Origin of the sequence: Streptomyces stoeckheimensis (assembly GCF_045822005.1) — a bacterium.
In the GTDB taxonomy this organism is placed as follows: domain Bacteria; phylum Actinomycetota; class Actinomycetes; order Streptomycetales; family Streptomycetaceae; genus Streptomyces; species Streptomyces stoeckheimensis.
In genome coordinates this window covers 7,783,699-7,798,562 of sequence record NZ_CP169550.1, presented here as the reverse complement: position 1 = coordinate 7,798,562, position 14,864 = coordinate 7,783,699, and the positions used below count along the sequence as shown (strand labels likewise).

Here is a 14,864-nt window from a genome sequence, read left to right as displayed (position 1 = left end):
AGCGCTTCTGGAGTGGGCCGCATGGATTCCCCGGCCGTACGGCCCGCCCCGCCGACGGAGAGCGTCGCCGTCCCCGACGGTGAAGGACGGGCGTCCACGGCCCGGGTCTCGCTCCTGGTGCTGTACACGCCGCAGTTGGAGGACTGCCGCCGGTTCTACGCGGACCTCGGCCTGGCGTTCACCGCGGAACGCCACGGCCGCGGGCCGGACCACTACGCGGCCGTCCTCCCGGACGGCATGGTCCTCGAGCTCTATCCCGCCGGCGACGACCGCCTCACGGGCGTCCTGCGGCTGGGGCTGGCCGTGGACGCGTCCGCGGCGCGTCCGCCGCTCGCCCCGGGGCGCCACCGGCTCGTGGACCCCGACGGCCGGACCGTCGAGATCACCGCGGTCGGGCGGACGGAGCGCGGCTCAGCCCAGGGTTGAGGCGTACGAGGTCTGGGCGCGGTACTTCCAACCGGGCTGGGCGTCCCAGGGGTTCGGCATCTGCGCGCTGGTGGCGTAGGCGTAGCCCGCGCCGCGTTCGAAGGCCGTGCGGAGCGTCGCGCGCATCGCGGAGGCGTCCGGGACGTCGTGTACGAGGTGCCAGAACGCGGTGCCGCTCGGGTCGAGTTCGGCGCCGGAGCGGTATCCGGTGAGTGCGTTGAAGACGTTGCCGCCGAGCCAGCCAGCGCCCGTGTGGGCCGCGTACGTGTCCTCGAAGGTGACGAAGACGTCGGCGGTGCGGCGGCCGGGCTCCAGGTAGCAGTCGGCAATGGCCGTACCGGGGTTGTTGACGACCAGGTCCGACGTGCCGGGGGCCACGGCTTCCATGGTGTCCTGCACGTAGCGGCGGAGCTCCGCGTAGTGGTCGCGGGTGGCGTTGGCCGGACCGCAGTCGCGGCTGACCACGTCGAAGAAGATGCCGTCCACGTGGAGGCGGCCGTCGGGAGTCTTGAGGTAGTTGTCCACGGAGGCCTTCACGGCCGCGATGTCGCGGTTGCCGTGGTCGGTGTGGACGTAGCCCAGCACCTTGGTCTTCTCGCCGGTGGCGGTGGTGCCGGTGCGCAGGACGTCGGCGCGGGCCTGCCAGGGGGCGTCGAACGGGGAGTCGCCGTTGCCCGGGTTGAGGACCACGACCGAGGCGGCCGGGCTGGTGGCGGTGAGATCGGCGAGCATCGGGTCGTCGGCCCAGACGTAGGCCGGGACGGCTATCTCCAGGCCCCGTACGCCGGCCGCCCGGGGCGTCGGTCTCACCGCGGGGCTCGGGGCCGGGGCGAGAGCCGGGGTGCGGTCCCGGGCCTGGGCGCGGCTCGGCTCCGAACTCGCCGACGCGGTGACGGCCGGCGCCGGCGCGGCGAGTAAGAGGGTGGCCAGGACGGCGTAAACGGCCTTCGCGGCGCGGGTCATGACGGCTCCTCGGGGCGGCGGCGGGGCGACGGCAGGACGGCGCCGGGGCGGTGGCCGGGCGCCGGGAACGGCAACCGGGACAGGACCCGACCCCGGCCCGAGGAACACTAGACGGGCCGCTGGGCGCACCAGGGCCGAATCCCCTGCTTCCGTAGGAGGAACTGACAAGCGAACTTTCCCCGGCCCCCGCCGACCCGGCCCTGCGTGGCCCGGCCCGGCCCTATACGGCGGGCAGTCCGACCCCCTGCGCCAGCTGTCCGGCGGCGTGCGCGAAGAAGGTGTCGCGGTCCTCGACGACCCGGTTGAACTGGCCGAACAGCTCGAAGGAGATCAGCCCGACGAGCTGCGCCCAGGCGGCGACCAGGGCTGCCGCGGCCTCGGGGGGCAGTCCTTCGGCGAAGTCCGCGGCCATGCGGGCGGCCTCGGGGCGCAGCTCGGCGGGGAGCGGCGGGAGGGCGATGCCGCGGCCCTCGTAGGCGGCGCGCACGATGCCGATGAGGGCGTTGCCCACGCGGGAGGCGGGGCCGACGGTGTCGAGCGGGGCGGTGTAGCCGGGGACGGGCGAGCCGTAGATGAGGGCGTACTCGTGCGGGTGCTCCAGCGCCCAGGCGCGGACGGCCGCGCAGACCGCGGCCCAGCGGGCGCGGGGGGTGCCGCCCGCGGCGAGCGAGCGGGAGTCGGCGGCCTCGGCGGCGGCGCCGACGCTGTTGTAGGCGTCGACGATGAGGGCCGTGAGGAGCTCGTCGCGGCTGGGGAAGTAGCGGTAGAGGGCGGAGGAGACCATGCCCAGCTCGCGGGCGACGGCGCGCAGCGAGAGCTTGGCTGCGCCCTCCGCCGCGAGTGCGCGGCGCGCCTCGTCCTTGATGGCGGCGGTGACTTCGATGCGGGCTCGTTCCCTCGCCCCTCGCACGGTGCTCATGGGGGTCAGTCTGCCACGCGGACAGAGCACTGCCCACCGACGAGAGCGACGCTCCATTTAGAGAGCACTGCTCTTGTTTTGGAGCGGCGATCCGTGCACACTGTTCTCAAGCGAGAGCAGTGCTCTCCCAAATGCCTCGGAGGCCACCATGAACGCGCCCAAGCCGTACTACGTCCAGGCCGGCCCGCTCGGGATCCGCTTCAACGCCCTCATCGGCAAGCTCGCCCGCCTGGGCATGAGCCTGGCCGGAACGGCCGAGCTGTCGGTGCGCGGCCGCACCTCCGGCATGATGCAGCGGATCCCGGTGAACCCGTACCACCAGGACGGCACCCAGTACCTGGTCTCCGCCCGCGGCCACTCCCAGTGGGTCCGCAACATGCGCGCCGCGGGCGGCGGCGAACTCCGTCTGGGCCGCACGGTGCAGACCTTCACCGTCACCGAGATCACCGACCCCACCGAGCAGGCCGTCGTGCTGCGTGGCTACCTGAAGAAGTGGGGCTGGGAGGTCAACCGGTTCTTCAACGGGGTCACGGCAAAGTCCTCCGAGCCCGAACTCCGGGCCGCCGCCCCCGACCACCCGGTCTTCCGCATCACGCTCACCCCCTGACCACCCACCCCTGACCACCCACCCCCGAAAACGCGGCGGCGGCCTCACCGGCATACCGGCAAGACCGCCACACTCCGCACTTCGACGCCGCCGTTCTCCCACCGGGGACGGCGACTTCAGCCCGGGAACGGACCCGGACTCAGCCCTTGGCCCCTCCCTGGGCTCCGCCCAGCTCCTCGGAGCCGGACCCGGACCCGGAACCCGACTCCGACTCCGACCCGGACTCGATGCCGGCCCCGCCCGGCCCCGCGCCCCGGCTCCGCGCCTGTCGCGCATCCAGCACGTGCAGCGCCTTGCGCGCCAGCGGGTACGTACGCACCATCTCGGCCAGCGTCAGCGACCCCCGCGCGATCCGCGCGAAGGCCAGCCAGGCCGGCCGGAAGCCGGTGATCGCCGCGTGCAGCAGGCCCGGCTTGGCCTCGAAGAGTTCCAGCATCCGCTTGCCGACGCCCATCTCCACGCCCAGCCCTGCCTTGACGGCGAAGGCGTAGTTGAGGGCCTGGCGGCGCGCGTCCACGGCGTCCTGCGCCTCGGAGATCTTCACGGCCCACTCCCCGGCGAGCCGCCCCGAGCGCAGCGCGAAGGAGATTCCCTCCCGGGTCCACGGCTCCAGCAGTCCGGCCGCGTCGCCCGCGACCAGGACCCGCCCGCGCGAAAGCGGCGATCCGGGCTTCCGGCAGCGGGTCAAGTGCCCGGAGGAGAGGGCCGGTTCGAAGCCGGACAGGCCCAGCCGGGCGATGAAGTCGTCCAGGTACCGCTTGGTGGCGGCGCCCTCGCCCTTCGCCGAGATGACGCCGACGGTGAGGGTGTCGCCCTTGGGGAAGACCCAGCCGTAGCTGCCGGGCAGCGGCCCCCAGTCGATGAGGACCCGGCCCTTCCAGTCCGCGGCGACCGTCTCCGGGACGGGGATCTCCGCTTCCAGGCCGAGGTCGACCTGGTCCATCTCGACGCCGACGTGCGCGCCGATCCGGCTCGCGCTGCCGTCCGCGCCGACCACGGCCCGGGCCAGCACGGTCTCGCCGTCGGCGAGGACCACCGCGACGGTGCGCCGGTCGGGCACGGACGCCCCGTGCTGTTCCACCCGCGCGACGGCCGTACCCGTACGGACCGTGGCGCCGGCCTTCTCCGCCTCGGCGACCAGCGCCGCGTCGAACTCGGGCCGGTTGATCAGCCCGAACAACATCTGCTTGGAGCGCCTGGTCCGGGGGTACTTCCCGTCCAGGGAAAAGGTGACCGCGTGGACGCGGTCCTTGAAGGGGAGCACGAAACCCGGCGGCAGCGCATCGCGCGAGGGGCCGATGATGCCTCCGCCACAGGTCTTGTACCGGGGCAGTTCCGCCTTCTCCAACAGCAGAACGCGCCGCCCGGCGGCGGCCGCCGCGTGCGCGGCCGAGGACCCGGCCGGCCCCGCCCCGACCACGACCACGTCCCACACCTCGCCGGTCGCCCCGGCCGTCTGCGCGTCCGCCCCCTGAGCGGTCTGTCCTGCCGCCGCGTCGCGTACGTCGCCGCTGTCGCTCTCGTCGCTGCTCACGATGTGCTGCTGCTCCTGATCATGCGGTTCATGCCGTTGCTCCGATGCCGGGGAAATCCTACGGCGCGAGATCGACTGCCCCGTTGTGCGAGGATCGGAAGAGTCTTTTGCCGTAGCCCGCATACGCACACCCCGCGCATGCGGGAGGCGTATACGTAACCCGTACACGTACACCAACGTCGCACCCAAGAGGAGCGTGCCCATGCCGTCTCATCCGATCGCCGAGACCGTCGCCTCGCTGATGCCCCGCGCCAAGCAGGAGCTGTCCGAGCTGGTGGCTTTCCAGTCGGTGGCGGACTGGGCCCATTTCCCCCAGAGCGAGAGCCAGGCCGCCGCGAACTGGGTGGCCGACGCGCTGCGCACCGAGGGCTTCCAGGACGTGGCGCTGCTCGACACCCCCGACGGCACCCAGTCGGTGTACGGGTTCCTGCCCGGCCCGGCGGACGCCCCGACCGTCCTGCTGTACGCGCACTACGACGTGCAGCCCCCGCTGGACGACGCGGCCTGGATCTCCCCCGCCTTCGAGCTGACCGAGCGGAACGGCCGCTGGTACGGGCGCGGCACCGCCGACTGCAAGGGCGGGTTCATCCTGCACCTGCTCGCGCTGCGCGCCCTGAAGGCCAACGGCGGCGTCCCGGTGAACGTGAAGGTGATCGTCGAGGGTTCGGAGGAGCAGGGCACCGGCGGTCTCCAGCAGTACGCGACGGCCCACCCCGAACTGCTGGCCGCCGACGCCGTCGTGATCGGCGACGCGGGCAACTTCCGTACGGGCCTGCCGACGGTCACCGCGACCCTGCGCGGCATGTGCCTGCTGAAGGTCAAGATCGACACCCTGGGCGGCAACCTGCACTCCGGCATGTTCGGCGGGGCCGCCCCCGACGCGATGGCCGCCCTGATCCAGCTGCTGGCCTCCCTGCGCGCGCCGGACGGCTCGACCACGGTGGACGGGCTGGCTTCGGACGGTGTGTGGGAGGGGCTCCAGTACCCGGAGTCGGACTACCGCTCCGACGCGAAGGTGCTCGACGGGGTCGAGCTGATCGGCGAGGGCACGATCGCGGACCGGCTGTGGGCCCGGCCGGCCGTCACCGTGCTGGCCATCGACTCCCCGCCGCTGGCCAGTGCCACCCCCTCGGTGCACGCGAGCGCGGGCGCGCTGGTGAGCCTGAGGGTGCCGCCGGGCGTGGACACGGCGGAGGCGATCAAGCTGCTGGAGGCCCACCTGGTGGCGCACACCCCGTGGAAGGCCCGCCTGGAGCTCGAAGTCGTCGGCCAGGGACAGCCGTTCCAGGCGGACACGACCAGCCCCGCGTACGCCTCGATGGCGCAGGCCATGAAGGTGGCCTACCCGGGCCAGGAGATGCAGATCAGCGGCATGGGCGGCTCCATTCCCCTGTGCAACACGCTGACCGAGCTGTACCCGGACGCGGAGATGCTGCTCATCGGCCTGAGCGAGCCGGAGGCGCAGATCCACGCGGTGAACGAGAGCGTTTCCCCGGAGGAGCTGGAGCGCCTGTCGGTCACGGAGGCGCTGTTCCTCCTCAACTACGCGGAGTCCAAGCGCGCCTGACGGTGTCGCGGGCGGTTCCCCGAACGCTCTGCTACGGGCGAACCACGCCACCGGCGCAACCTCCGCCGGCGGCGTGGTTCGTCCCCGTACGTTCGGGTGATGGATCTCGTAGAAGTCGTTCCCGACCGCCTCCACATGCTCCGCTTCCCCATCGGCCAGGCCTACCTCTGGCGCGACGGTGACTCCCTGACTCTGATCGACGCGGGCCACGCCGGTTCGGCGGACGCGATCGAAGGGGCGATACGTTCCCTCGGGCTGCTGCCGGAGCGGCTGGAGCGGATCGTCCTGACCCACTGCCACCGCGACCACGTCGGAGCGGCGGGCGAACTCGCCGCGCGCTGGGGCGCGGAGGTGCTGGCCCACGCGCTCGACGCGCCGGTGATCCGCGGCGAGCGGCCGGTCCCGGAGCCGGTACTGCTGGACTGGGAACTCCCGCTGTACGCACACGGCCTGACGGTTCCCGAGGCCCCGCCGACCCGGGTGGACAGGGAGCTGAAGGACGGCGATGCACTCCCCTTCGGCGACGGCGCGGTCGTCGTCCACGCTCCGGGCCACACCCCGGGCAGCATCGGCGTCCATCTCCCGCGGCACGGCGTGCTGTTCACGGGCGACTGCGTCGCCGGTGTCGGCCAGGTGATGCTCGGCGTCTTCAACGTGGACCGCGCCCGGGCCGTCGAGTCGATGCTCCACCTCGCCGCGCTGGCCCCTTCGGTCGCCTGCTTCGGCCACGGCGACCCCGTGACCTCGGACACCGCGGCCACCCTCCTGGCGGCAGCACGAGCGGCAGCGGACCCGACCGCCTGATCCGGACAAGGGGCCGGGCCGGGGTCGACCCGCCCCCGGCCGCTCCCCGGCCCCCGTCCCTCACGCTCCCGCCCCCGCGCCCGCGCCCCGGCCCTCGTGCTCCCGCCCCGCGCCCTGGCGCCCGCGCCCTGCTACGGCACCGCCCGGCCCGCCTCCAGGTACGCCGCCCGGCCCCGTTCGCGCGCCCGCAGGGCCCACCGGAGCCTCTCGTAGCGCACCTGCGGCAGCAGGTCCGCCGCCTCCTCCTCCGTCACGAACCGCCAGGCCCGCAGCTCCGGTCCGGGCAGCCGCAGCCGCCCGATCTGCGCCGCCGACAGCCGGCCCCCGTCGAACAGCAGCCGCAGGCCGCCGTAGCCCGCCGGGGGGCCCGGCGGCTCCCAGTCCACGACCAGGAGCTCCGGGAGGCGCTCCAGTACGAGCCCGAGTTCCTCCTCGACCTCCCGTACCCCCGCGCACGCCGGTGCCTCCCCGGCCTCGACGACCCCGCCGGGGAACTCCCACCCCGGTTTGTACGTCGGGTCCACCAGAAGCACCCGGTCCGCGTCGTCGAAGAGCAGCACCCCGGCCGCGACCGTCTCGCGCGTCGGCTGCGGGGTCTGCACGATGTCGCAGACCCGTGCCGTGTCGGTGCGTACGGCCTCGGCGATCCGCTCGGCCGTCTCCCGTACGGTCAGGGTCCCGTTGTCGATGACGTGCGCGTCGGCCGCGAGCCAGCCCAGCGCGTGCTGGTAGGCCGGGATGTGGTCGTAGGCCCACTGCCGCACCCGCAGGTCCACGTCCGCCGCCGCCCCGGGCTCCTCCCGAGTCGCGATCCGCTCCCGAAGGATCGTTTCCCCCGGGGCGAGCAGGACGTGCCGCACCGCGATCCTGCGCGCCGCCAGCCCGCCGAAGATCTCGTCGCGGTATTCCTGCCGCAGCAGCGTCATGGGGACCACCAGCACCCCGCCCAGTTCCGCGAGCATCGCCGCCGCCGTGTCCACGACGAGCCGCCGCCAACTCGGCAGGTCCTGGTAGTCGGACACCTCCGCGAGGCGTTTGCGCGGCAACAGCACGCGCAGCGCGTCACCGATGAACTCCGGGTCGAACAAGGTGCTCTCCGGCAGGAGGCCGGTCAGCTCGCGCGCTGTGCTGCTCTTCCCGGCGCCGAAGGTGCCGTTGATCCAGACAATCACGTCTACCCCTCTCCCGATGCCCCCAGTGGCTTGCCCGCACCACCCTGCCACGGAAACCCCGGCGCTCCGCCGAGTGCTTATCCTCAAGGTCAGGGGCCTGTCCGCAGCGCCGGGCCCGCACCGCCGCAGCGCCCGTCCCCCTGGAGGTCCGACACCGTGCCGCACACCCGCCGCCCGCCCGAGCCCCGCTACGGCAACCGGCCGACCATGAAGGACGTGGCGGCCCGGGCCGGCGTGGGCCTCAAAACGGTGTCACGCGTGGTCAACGGGGAGCCGGGGGTCACCCCGGACACCGAGAGGCGGGTCCAGGAGGCCATCGACGCGCTCGGTTTCCGCCGCAACGACAGCGCGCGGGTGCTGCGCAAGGGGCGCACCGCCACCGTCGGCCTGGTCCTGGAGGACCTCTCCGACCCCTTCTACGGGCCGCTCAACCGGGCCGTGGAAGAGGTGGCCCGCGCCCACGGCGCCCTGCTCATCAACGGCTCCAGCGACGAGGACCCGGAGCGCGAGCGGGAGTTGGCGCTCGCGCTGTGCGCCCGCCGGGTGGACGGGCTCGTGGTGATCCCGGCCGGGGACGACCACCGCTACCTGGAGCCGGAGATCCGGGCCGGGGTGGCCACGGTGTTCGTGGACCGCCCGGCGGGCCGGATCGACGCGGACGTGGTGCTGTCCGACAGCTTCGGGGGCGCCGTGACCGGGGTGGCGCACCTGATCGCGGGCGGCCACCGCCGGATCGGCTTCATCGGCGACCAGCCGCACATCCACACGGCGACCGAGCGGCTGCGGGGCTACCGCGCGGCCATGGCGGACGCCGGCCTGCCGGTCGACGGGGCCTGGGTCTCCCTCGGCACGACGGCACCGGAGCGCGTCTCGGCCGCCGCCCGGGCGATGCTGTCCGGCCCGGAGCCGGTCACGGCCCTCTTCGCGGGCAACAACCGCGTGACGGTCACGGCCGTGCGCGTCCTCGCGTCCCTGCCCCGCCCGGTGGCCCTGGTCGGCTTCGACGACTTCGAACTCGCCGATCTGCTGAACCCGGGCATCACGGTCATCGCCCAGGACGCCGCGGCCCTGGGCCGGGTGGCCACGGACCGCCTCTTCCAGCGCCTGGCGGGCGCCGACCTCCCCCCGGCCCGCATCGAACTCCCCACCCGCCTGATCCCCCGCGGCTCGGGCGAGCTCCCACCGGTCTGCTGAGCAGCTCCGGGTACGCCGAAGGCCCGGCCGGGGGCAGACCGGCCGGGCCTCGTACGGGGGCTACTCGCCTCAGGCGGTGGCCGTCAGCGTCGCCGAGCGGCGCGGGATGGCGAAGGCGTCGAGCTCCGCGCGGGTCAGGCCGGTCAGGGCGGTGACCTCGTCGGCGCCGACGGCGCCGCAGTCCAGGCCGCGGACCAGGTAGCCGGCCAGGGCCTTCGCGGTGGCGGGCTCGTCCATGACGTCGCCCTCGATCTTGGCGACGTACGCCTTCAGGCGCGCGGCGGCGGTTTCGAGGCCCTCGCGGTAGAAGACGAAGACGGCCGCGTAGCGGGTCGGCAGGTGCGCCGGGTGCATGTCCCAGCCCTGGTAGTAGGCACGGGCCAGGGCGCGGCGGGTGAGGCCGTAGTGCAGCTTCCAGGCCTCGTGGACGTGCTCGGTGGTGCCGATCGGCAGGACGTTGGTCGAGCCGTCGGAGACGCGCACGCCGGTGCCGGCGGCCGCGACCTGCATGATCGCCTTGGCGTGGTCGGCGGCCGGGTGGTCGCTCGACTGGTACGCGGCGGAGACGCCGACGCAGGCGCTGTAGTCGAAGGTGCCGTAGTGCAGGCCGGTGGCGCGGCCCTTGGAGGCCTCGATCATCCGGGCGACCGCGGCGGTGCCGTCGGAGGCCAGGATGGACTGGCTGGTCTCGATCTGGATCTCGAAGCCGATCCGGCCCGGGCGCAGGCCGCGGGCGGTCTCGAAGGCCTCCAGCAGCTGCACGAAGGCCGTGACCTGCTCGGGGTAGGTGACCTTGGGCAGGGTCAGGACCAGGCCCTCGGGCAGGCCGCCGTGGGCGAGCAGGCCGGAGAGGAAGATGTCGGTGGTCCGGATGCCGCGGTCGCGGACGTTGGACTCCATGCACTTCATCCGGATGCCCATGTACGGGGCGTTCGTGCCGTTGGAGAAGGCTTCGGCGACGAGGCGGGCGGCGCGGGCCGCGGCCTGGTCCTCCTCCTCGTCGGAGCGGACGCCGAAGCCGTCCTCGAAGTCGACGCGGAGGTCCTCGATGGGCTCGGAGGCGAGCTTGGCGCGGACGCGGTCGTAGACCGGTACCGCCAGCTCGTCGGAGATGCCGAGCACCTTGGCGAAGGTGGCCGCGTCCGGGGCGTGCTCGTCGAGGGCCGCGAGGGCCTGGTCGCCCCAGGTGCGGATGGTGTCCGCGTCGAAGACGTCACCGGGCACGTAGACCGTGTGGATGGGCTGACGGGTGCCGGGGTCGCCCGGGTAGTGGCGCGCGAGTTCCGCGTCCACCGGCTTGAGGGAAGCGCTGATGCCCTCGCTGACCGCGCCTGCGAGGCTCGTCGCCACCTTCTCCTGCTGACCCATCGTGCACTCTCCTCTTTTCCGCTTCACGGAATCTTAGATCCGCATTACAGAATTTAGTCACGGGGTTCCGCTCAGTCAATGGTCCCTCCGCCGTCCTGGACAAACGACTCGGGGCCGTGCGGTGAGAAACACCACACGGCCCCGGAGACCACTTACCCGCAGGTCAGCGCCTGCGGCAGGGTTTTAGCCCTTGCGCGCCTTGATCTCGTCGGTCAGCTGGGGGACGACCGCGAAGAGGTCGCCGACCACGCCGTAGTCGACGAGGTCGAAGATCGGGGCCTCGGCGTCCTTGTTGATCGCGACGATCGTCTTCGACGTCTGCATGCCCGCGCGGTGCTGGATCGCGCCCGAGATGCCGGAGGCGATGTACAGCTGCGGGGAGACCGACTTGCCGGTCTGGCCGACCTGGTTGGAGTGCGGGTACCAGCCGGCGTCCACGGCGGCGCGCGAGGCGCCGACGGCCGCACCGAGGGAGTCCGCGAGGGCCTCGATGATGTGGAAGTTCTCGGCGCCGTTGACGCCGCGGCCGCCGGAGACCACGATCGCGGCCTCGGTCAGCTCGGGACGGCCGGTCGACTCGCGCGGGGTGCGGGAGGTGACCTTGGTGCCGGTGGCCAGGGCGCCGAAGGTGACGGCGAGCGCCTCGACGGTGCCGGCGGCCGGAGCGGCCTCGACCGGGGCCGAGTTCGGCTTCACGGTGATGACCGGGGTGCCCTTGGAGACGCGGGACTTGGTGCTGAAGGACGCGGCGAACGCGGCCTGCGTCGCGACCGGACCCTCGTCACCCGCCTCCAGGTCGGTGGCGTCGGTGATGATGCCGGAGCCGATGCGGACGGCCAGGCGGGCGCCGATCTCCTTGTTCTCCGCGGAGGAGGGGAGCAGCACGGCCGCCGGGGAGACGGCGGCGTACGCGGCCTGGAGCGCGTCCACCTTCGGTACGACGAGGTAGTCGGAGAACTCCGGAGCGTCGGCGGTGAGGACCTTGACGGCACCGTGCTCGGCGAGCACGGCCGCGGTGGCCTCGGCACCGGCGCCGAGGGCGACGGCGACGGGCTCGCCGATGCGGCGGGCCAGCGTCAGCAGTTCGAGGGTGGGCTTGCGGACGGCGCCGTCGACGTGGTCGACGTAGACGAGGACTTCAGCCATTGGGGATGCTCCTGCGAATGCGAAGTAGTCAGGGGGCGTTTGAGGAAGGGACCGAAGCTCTTAGATGAACTTCTGCTCCGCAAGGAAGGCGGCCAGCGACTTGCCGCCCTCGCCCTCGTCCTTGACGATCGTGCCGGCGGTGCGGGCCGGACGCTGGGTCGCGGAGTCGACCGCGGTCCAGGAGCCTTCGAGACCGACCTCGTCGGACTCGATCTCCAGCTCCTCCAGGTCCCAGGCCTCCACCGGCTTCTTCTTGGCGGCCATGATGCCCTTGAAGGACGGGTAGCGGGCCTCGCCCGACTGGTCCGTCACCGAGACGAGCGCCGGGAGGGAAGCCTCCAGCTGCTCGCTCGCGGAGTCGCCGTCGCGGCGGCCGGTCACGACACCGTCCTCGACCTTGACCTCGGACAGCAGGGTGACCTGCGGGACGCCCAGGCGCTCGGCCAGGATCGCCGGGAGGACACCCATGGTGCCGTCGGTCGAGGCCATGCCCGTGATGACCAGGTCGTAACCGGCCTTCTCGATCGCCTTGGCGAGCACCAGCGAGGTCGCCATGACGTCGCTGCCGTGCAGGTCGTCGTCCTCGACGTGGATGGCCTTGTCGGCACCCATGGACAGCGCCTTGCGCAGCGCGTCCTTCGCGTCCTCGGGGCCCACCGTCAGGACGGTGATCTCCGCGTCGTCGGCCTCGTCGGCGATCTGCAGCGCCTGCTCGACGGCGTACTCGTCGAGCTCCGACAGCAGGCCGTCGACGTCGTCACGGTTGACGGTCAGGTCTTCGGTGAACTGCCGGTCGCCAGTGGCGTCGGGCACGTACTTCACACAGACAACGATCCTCAGGCTCACGCCGGCTCTCCTACCGCATCGACATTTCTGGTACCGCCTTGTTCAGGCAGCATAGGCGCCATCTCGGGCCGTTCCCGCCGGGGCGGCCCGCGCCCCGTTCAGGAATGTTACTCGTCAGTACACAGCGGGTTCCGCCAGGTTGCAAGGCCGGTGAACTGTGATCTGGCCAACGCCGGCGGAACCGGCCCCAGCAGGGACGATTCAGTCCCTCAACGCGTTGAAGCGCCCCTGGTGGTACAGCAGCGGACGGCCCTCCCCGGCCGGATCGCCCACGGGATCCCCCGCCGGGTCCCCGGCGACCGCCTCCGCGATGATCACCCGGTGCTCGCCGGCCGGAACCCGCGCCACGACCCGGCACACCAGCCAGGCCAGGACGCCGCCCAGGACCGGAACCCCGTGCGGGCCGGGCACCCAGTCGGTCGCCGGACCGAAGCGGTCGGCCCCGCTGCGGGCGAACAGGCCCGCCAACTCCCCTTGGTGCTCACCGAGTATGTGGACCCCGAGGTGCTCCGAGTCCCGTATCGCGGGCCAGCTGGAGGACCCGGTGCCGATGGTGAACGACAGGAGCGGGGGGTCCGCCGAGACGGAGTTGAGCGAGGTCGCGGTGAATCCCGCCGGCCGGCCACTGCTCTCGGCAGTGATCACGGCGACGCCCGCGGCGTGCCGGCGGAACACCGAGCGCAGCAGCGCGGGCGAGCCGGGCAGGCCTGCGCCGGCCCGCGGGGAAGGAGCCGTCGGAGCCGTCATCAGGAGGTGCCCCGTCCGTAAAGCAGGAGTTCATACCGCATATCGCAAGCCTGGCGATCTCTCGTGTACACAGTCAAGCCTCATCGGTCAGATGTAGGGCGCGTCACGCTGCGTGCGGACGCGTGCACCGGCTCACCGGGCGCCCCCGGCGCCCGCCACCGGGCGAGTTCCGCGCCCCGCGTCACACGGCGGCGCCCAGGGCAGCGATCACGTCCGCCTTGCGCGGCATCCCGGCGGCCCGCCGCACGATCCGGCCGGCCGCGTCCAGGACCAGTACGGTCGGGGTCTTCACGATGCCCAGGGCCCGTACGAGGTCCAGGTTCTTCTCGGCGTCGATCTCGATGTGCCGGACGCCCCCGACCATGGCCGCCACCTCGTCCAGGATCCGCCGGGTGGCCCGGCAGGGCTGGCAGAAGGCACTGGAGAACTGCACGAGCGTGGCCCGCTCCCCCGGCTCGGCTCCCAGTTCGGCGATGCCCAGCCGGCCGTCGTCCCGGCCCGCGCCCGCGGCCTCGCAGGCGGTCCCGTCCGCGGTCCCGTCCGCGGTCCCGTCCGCGGTCCCGTCCGCGCCCTCGTCCCGCTCGCCTGCGCGCACCCGCGCCCCCGTCTCAGCCGTCGCCTGGCCCGTACGGGCACTCGTCCATCATCCCGGTACGGTCGTACGCTGATCGGAGCGCCTCGCGGACCCTCCGCATTCCCGGCGTGACGAGAATCTCGCCGTGCACGGGCGTCTGGGCTGGCCTGCGGCTCCCGTATGGGGCACGATCCCCATGGCCGCGTACCTACGCTGCCGTAACTTCCGGCCGGGAGCACCTCCAGGCAGAAAGCGGGGTCTCCCCACCATGGCTGAGCTCGTCTACCCCCCGGTTATCGGTGCCGCGCACACCCTCTTCCGTGCGCTCGACGTCCGCATCGACATGAAGGGCACCGAGAACATCCCGCGCAAGGGCGGGGCCGTTCTGGTGTCGAACCACATCGGCTACCTCGACTTCATCTTCGCCGGGCTGACCGCGCGCCCGCAGAAGCGGCTCGTCCGCTTCATGGCGAAGGAGTCGGTGTTCCGGCACAAGGTGTCCGGTCCGCTGATGCGCGCGATGAAGCACATCCCGGTGGACCGCGCCCAGGGCGAGACGGCCTACCAGCACGCGCTCGACTCGCTGCGCTCCGGCGAGATCATCGGCGTGTTCCCGGAGGCGACGATCTCCCAGTCCTTCACGCTCAAGAGCTTCAAGTCCGGTGCGGCGCGCATGGCCCAGGAAGCCGGCGTCCCGCTGATCCCGGTGGCGCTGTGGGGGACGCAGCGGATGTGGACCAAGGGCCGCCCCAAGGACCTCAAGCGCAGCCACATCCCGGTGACGATGCGGGTGGGCGAGCCGCTGGAGGCGCCCGCCGACCAGTACGCCGGGGCCATCACCCGCCGGCTGCGCGAGCGGGTGCAGGAACTGCTGGACGCCGCCCAGGCCGCCTACCCGGCCAAGCCCAAGGGCGCCGAGGACTCCTGGTGGCTGCCGGCCCACCTCGGCGGCACCGCGCCGACCCCGGCGCAGGTCAAGGAAGCCGGCTGAGGCCCG

The 14,864-nt window shown here is 72.7% G+C and carries 15 protein-coding genes; 6 read left to right on the top strand and 9 right to left on the bottom strand.

What is annotated here, in order from left to right; translation table 11 throughout:
* Window positions 1–21: 21 nt before the first annotated feature.
* A complete protein-coding gene (locus ACE1OC_RS35435; protein ID WP_407840423.1) occupies window positions 22–426 on the top strand; it encodes a glyoxalase/bleomycin resistance/dioxygenase family protein in 405 nt (134 codons plus the stop codon).
* Here ACE1OC_RS35435 and ACE1OC_RS35430 read toward each other — a convergent pair.
* A complete protein-coding gene (locus ACE1OC_RS35430; protein WP_407840422.1) occupies window positions 412–1,389 on the bottom strand; it encodes a spherulation-specific family 4 protein in 978 nt (325 codons plus the stop codon). The genes ACE1OC_RS35435 and ACE1OC_RS35430 overlap by 15 nt on opposite strands.
* Before the next feature lie 220 nt (window positions 1,390–1,609).
* The gene (locus ACE1OC_RS35425) at window positions 1,610–2,308 is read right to left on the bottom strand and encodes a TetR/AcrR family transcriptional regulator (protein ID WP_407840421.1); all 699 of its coding nucleotides are present in this window, start codon (window positions 2,306–2,308) and stop codon (window positions 1,610–1,612) included.
* Window positions 2,309–2,456: 148 nt separating this feature from the next.
* On the opposite strand from ACE1OC_RS35425, the gene ACE1OC_RS35420 reads away from it, so the two are divergent.
* Complete coding sequence (locus tag ACE1OC_RS35420; RefSeq protein WP_407840420.1) at window positions 2,457–2,915, top strand: nitroreductase/quinone reductase family protein; 459 nt, start codon at window positions 2,457–2,459, stop codon at window positions 2,913–2,915.
* A gap of 139 nt (window positions 2,916–3,054) precedes the next feature.
* Here ACE1OC_RS35420 and ACE1OC_RS35415 read toward each other — a convergent pair whose 3' ends face one another.
* Complete coding sequence (locus ACE1OC_RS35415) at window positions 3,055–4,350, bottom strand: geranylgeranyl reductase family protein (protein ID WP_407841781.1); 1,296 nt, start codon at window positions 4,348–4,350, stop codon at window positions 3,055–3,057.
* 301 nt (window positions 4,351–4,651) lie between these two features.
* On the opposite strand from ACE1OC_RS35415, the gene ACE1OC_RS35410 reads away from it, so the two are divergent.
* Window positions 4,652–6,016: a dipeptidase gene (locus tag ACE1OC_RS35410; protein WP_407840419.1), complete on the top strand. Its 1,365-nt coding sequence runs from the start codon at window positions 4,652–4,654 to the stop codon at window positions 6,014–6,016.
* Window positions 6,017–6,115: 99 nt separating this feature from the next.
* Window positions 6,116–6,820: an MBL fold metallo-hydrolase gene (locus tag ACE1OC_RS35405; RefSeq protein WP_407840418.1), complete on the top strand. Its 705-nt coding sequence runs from the start codon at window positions 6,116–6,118 to the stop codon at window positions 6,818–6,820.
* Window positions 6,821–6,951: 131 nt separating this feature from the next.
* Here ACE1OC_RS35405 and ACE1OC_RS35400 read toward each other — a convergent pair whose 3' ends face one another.
* Window positions 6,952–7,992 carry an NUDIX hydrolase gene (locus ACE1OC_RS35400; protein WP_407840417.1) on the bottom strand — a complete coding sequence of 347 codons (1,041 nt, stop codon included), beginning with the start codon at window positions 7,990–7,992 and terminating at the stop codon, window positions 6,952–6,954.
* Window positions 7,993–8,199: 207 nt separating this feature from the next.
* Here ACE1OC_RS35400 and ACE1OC_RS35395 point away from each other — a divergent pair, with 207 nt between their 5' ends.
* Window positions 8,200–9,186 (top strand): LacI family DNA-binding transcriptional regulator, encoded by a 987-nt coding sequence (locus ACE1OC_RS35395; protein ID WP_407841780.1) that lies wholly within the window; start codon window positions 8,200–8,202, stop codon window positions 9,184–9,186.
* A gap of 69 nt (window positions 9,187–9,255) precedes the next feature.
* On the opposite strand, the gene ACE1OC_RS35390 is transcribed toward ACE1OC_RS35395, so the two are convergent.
* The 5 genes from ACE1OC_RS35390 to ACE1OC_RS35370 all read right to left on the bottom strand — a co-directional run bounded on the left by ACE1OC_RS35390 (window position 9,256) and on the right by ACE1OC_RS35370 (window position 13,774).
* A complete protein-coding gene (locus ACE1OC_RS35390) occupies window positions 9,256–10,554 on the bottom strand; it encodes a DUF6986 family protein (RefSeq protein WP_407840416.1) in 1,299 nt (432 codons plus the stop codon).
* 183 nt (window positions 10,555–10,737) lie between these two features.
* Complete coding sequence (locus tag ACE1OC_RS35385; RefSeq protein WP_250738899.1) at window positions 10,738–11,700, bottom strand: electron transfer flavoprotein subunit alpha/FixB family protein; 963 nt, start codon at window positions 11,698–11,700, stop codon at window positions 10,738–10,740.
* 60 nt (window positions 11,701–11,760) lie between these two features.
* On the bottom strand, window positions 11,761–12,546 hold the full coding sequence (locus ACE1OC_RS35380) for an electron transfer flavoprotein subunit beta/FixA family protein (protein WP_407840415.1): 786 nt from the start codon (window positions 12,544–12,546) through the stop codon (window positions 11,761–11,763).
* A gap of 201 nt (window positions 12,547–12,747) precedes the next feature.
* Window positions 12,748–13,293 carry a flavin reductase family protein gene (locus ACE1OC_RS35375; RefSeq protein ID WP_407840414.1) on the bottom strand — a complete coding sequence of 182 codons (546 nt, stop codon included), beginning with the start codon at window positions 13,291–13,293 and terminating at the stop codon, window positions 12,748–12,750.
* A gap of 181 nt (window positions 13,294–13,474) precedes the next feature.
* On the bottom strand, window positions 13,475–13,774 hold the full coding sequence (locus ACE1OC_RS35370) for a TlpA family protein disulfide reductase (RefSeq protein WP_266960466.1): 300 nt from the start codon (window positions 13,772–13,774) through the stop codon (window positions 13,475–13,477).
* Between the two features lie 361 nt (window positions 13,775–14,135).
* On the opposite strand from ACE1OC_RS35370, the gene ACE1OC_RS35365 reads away from it, so the two are divergent.
* A complete protein-coding gene (locus ACE1OC_RS35365) occupies window positions 14,136–14,858 on the top strand; it encodes a lysophospholipid acyltransferase family protein (protein ID WP_266959746.1) in 723 nt (240 codons plus the stop codon).
* Window positions 14,859–14,864: the final 6 nt, after the last annotated feature.

Bases quoted from the DNA above. Each gene is read 5' to 3' on its own strand.
- ACE1OC_RS35435 (WP_407840423.1), top strand. From the start codon at position 22: ATGGATTCCCCGGCCGTACGGCCCGCCCCGCCGACGGAGAGCGTCGCC.
- ACE1OC_RS35430 (WP_407840422.1), bottom strand. From the start codon at position 1,389: ATGACCCGCGCCGCGAAGGCCGTTTACGCCGTCCTGGCCACCCTCTTA.
- ACE1OC_RS35425 (WP_407840421.1), bottom strand. From the start codon at position 2,308: ATGAGCACCGTGCGAGGGGCGAGGGAACGAGCCCGCATCGAAGTCACC.
- ACE1OC_RS35420 (WP_407840420.1), top strand. From the start codon at position 2,457: ATGAACGCGCCCAAGCCGTACTACGTCCAGGCCGGCCCGCTCGGGATC.
- ACE1OC_RS35410 (WP_407840419.1), top strand. From the start codon at position 4,652: ATGCCGTCTCATCCGATCGCCGAGACCGTCGCCTCGCTGATGCCCCGC.
- ACE1OC_RS35405 (WP_407840418.1), top strand. From the start codon at position 6,116: ATGGATCTCGTAGAAGTCGTTCCCGACCGCCTCCACATGCTCCGCTTC.
- ACE1OC_RS35395 (WP_407841780.1), top strand. From the start codon at position 8,200: ATGAAGGACGTGGCGGCCCGGGCCGGCGTGGGCCTCAAAACGGTGTCA.
- ACE1OC_RS35390 (WP_407840416.1), bottom strand. From the start codon at position 10,554: ATGGGTCAGCAGGAGAAGGTGGCGACGAGCCTCGCAGGCGCGGTCAGC.
- ACE1OC_RS35385 (WP_250738899.1), bottom strand. From the start codon at position 11,700: ATGGCTGAAGTCCTCGTCTACGTCGACCACGTCGACGGCGCCGTCCGC.
- ACE1OC_RS35375 (WP_407840414.1), bottom strand. From the start codon at position 13,293: ATGACGGCTCCGACGGCTCCTTCCCCGCGGGCCGGCGCAGGCCTGCCC.
- ACE1OC_RS35365 (WP_266959746.1), top strand. From the start codon at position 14,136: ATGGCTGAGCTCGTCTACCCCCCGGTTATCGGTGCCGCGCACACCCTC.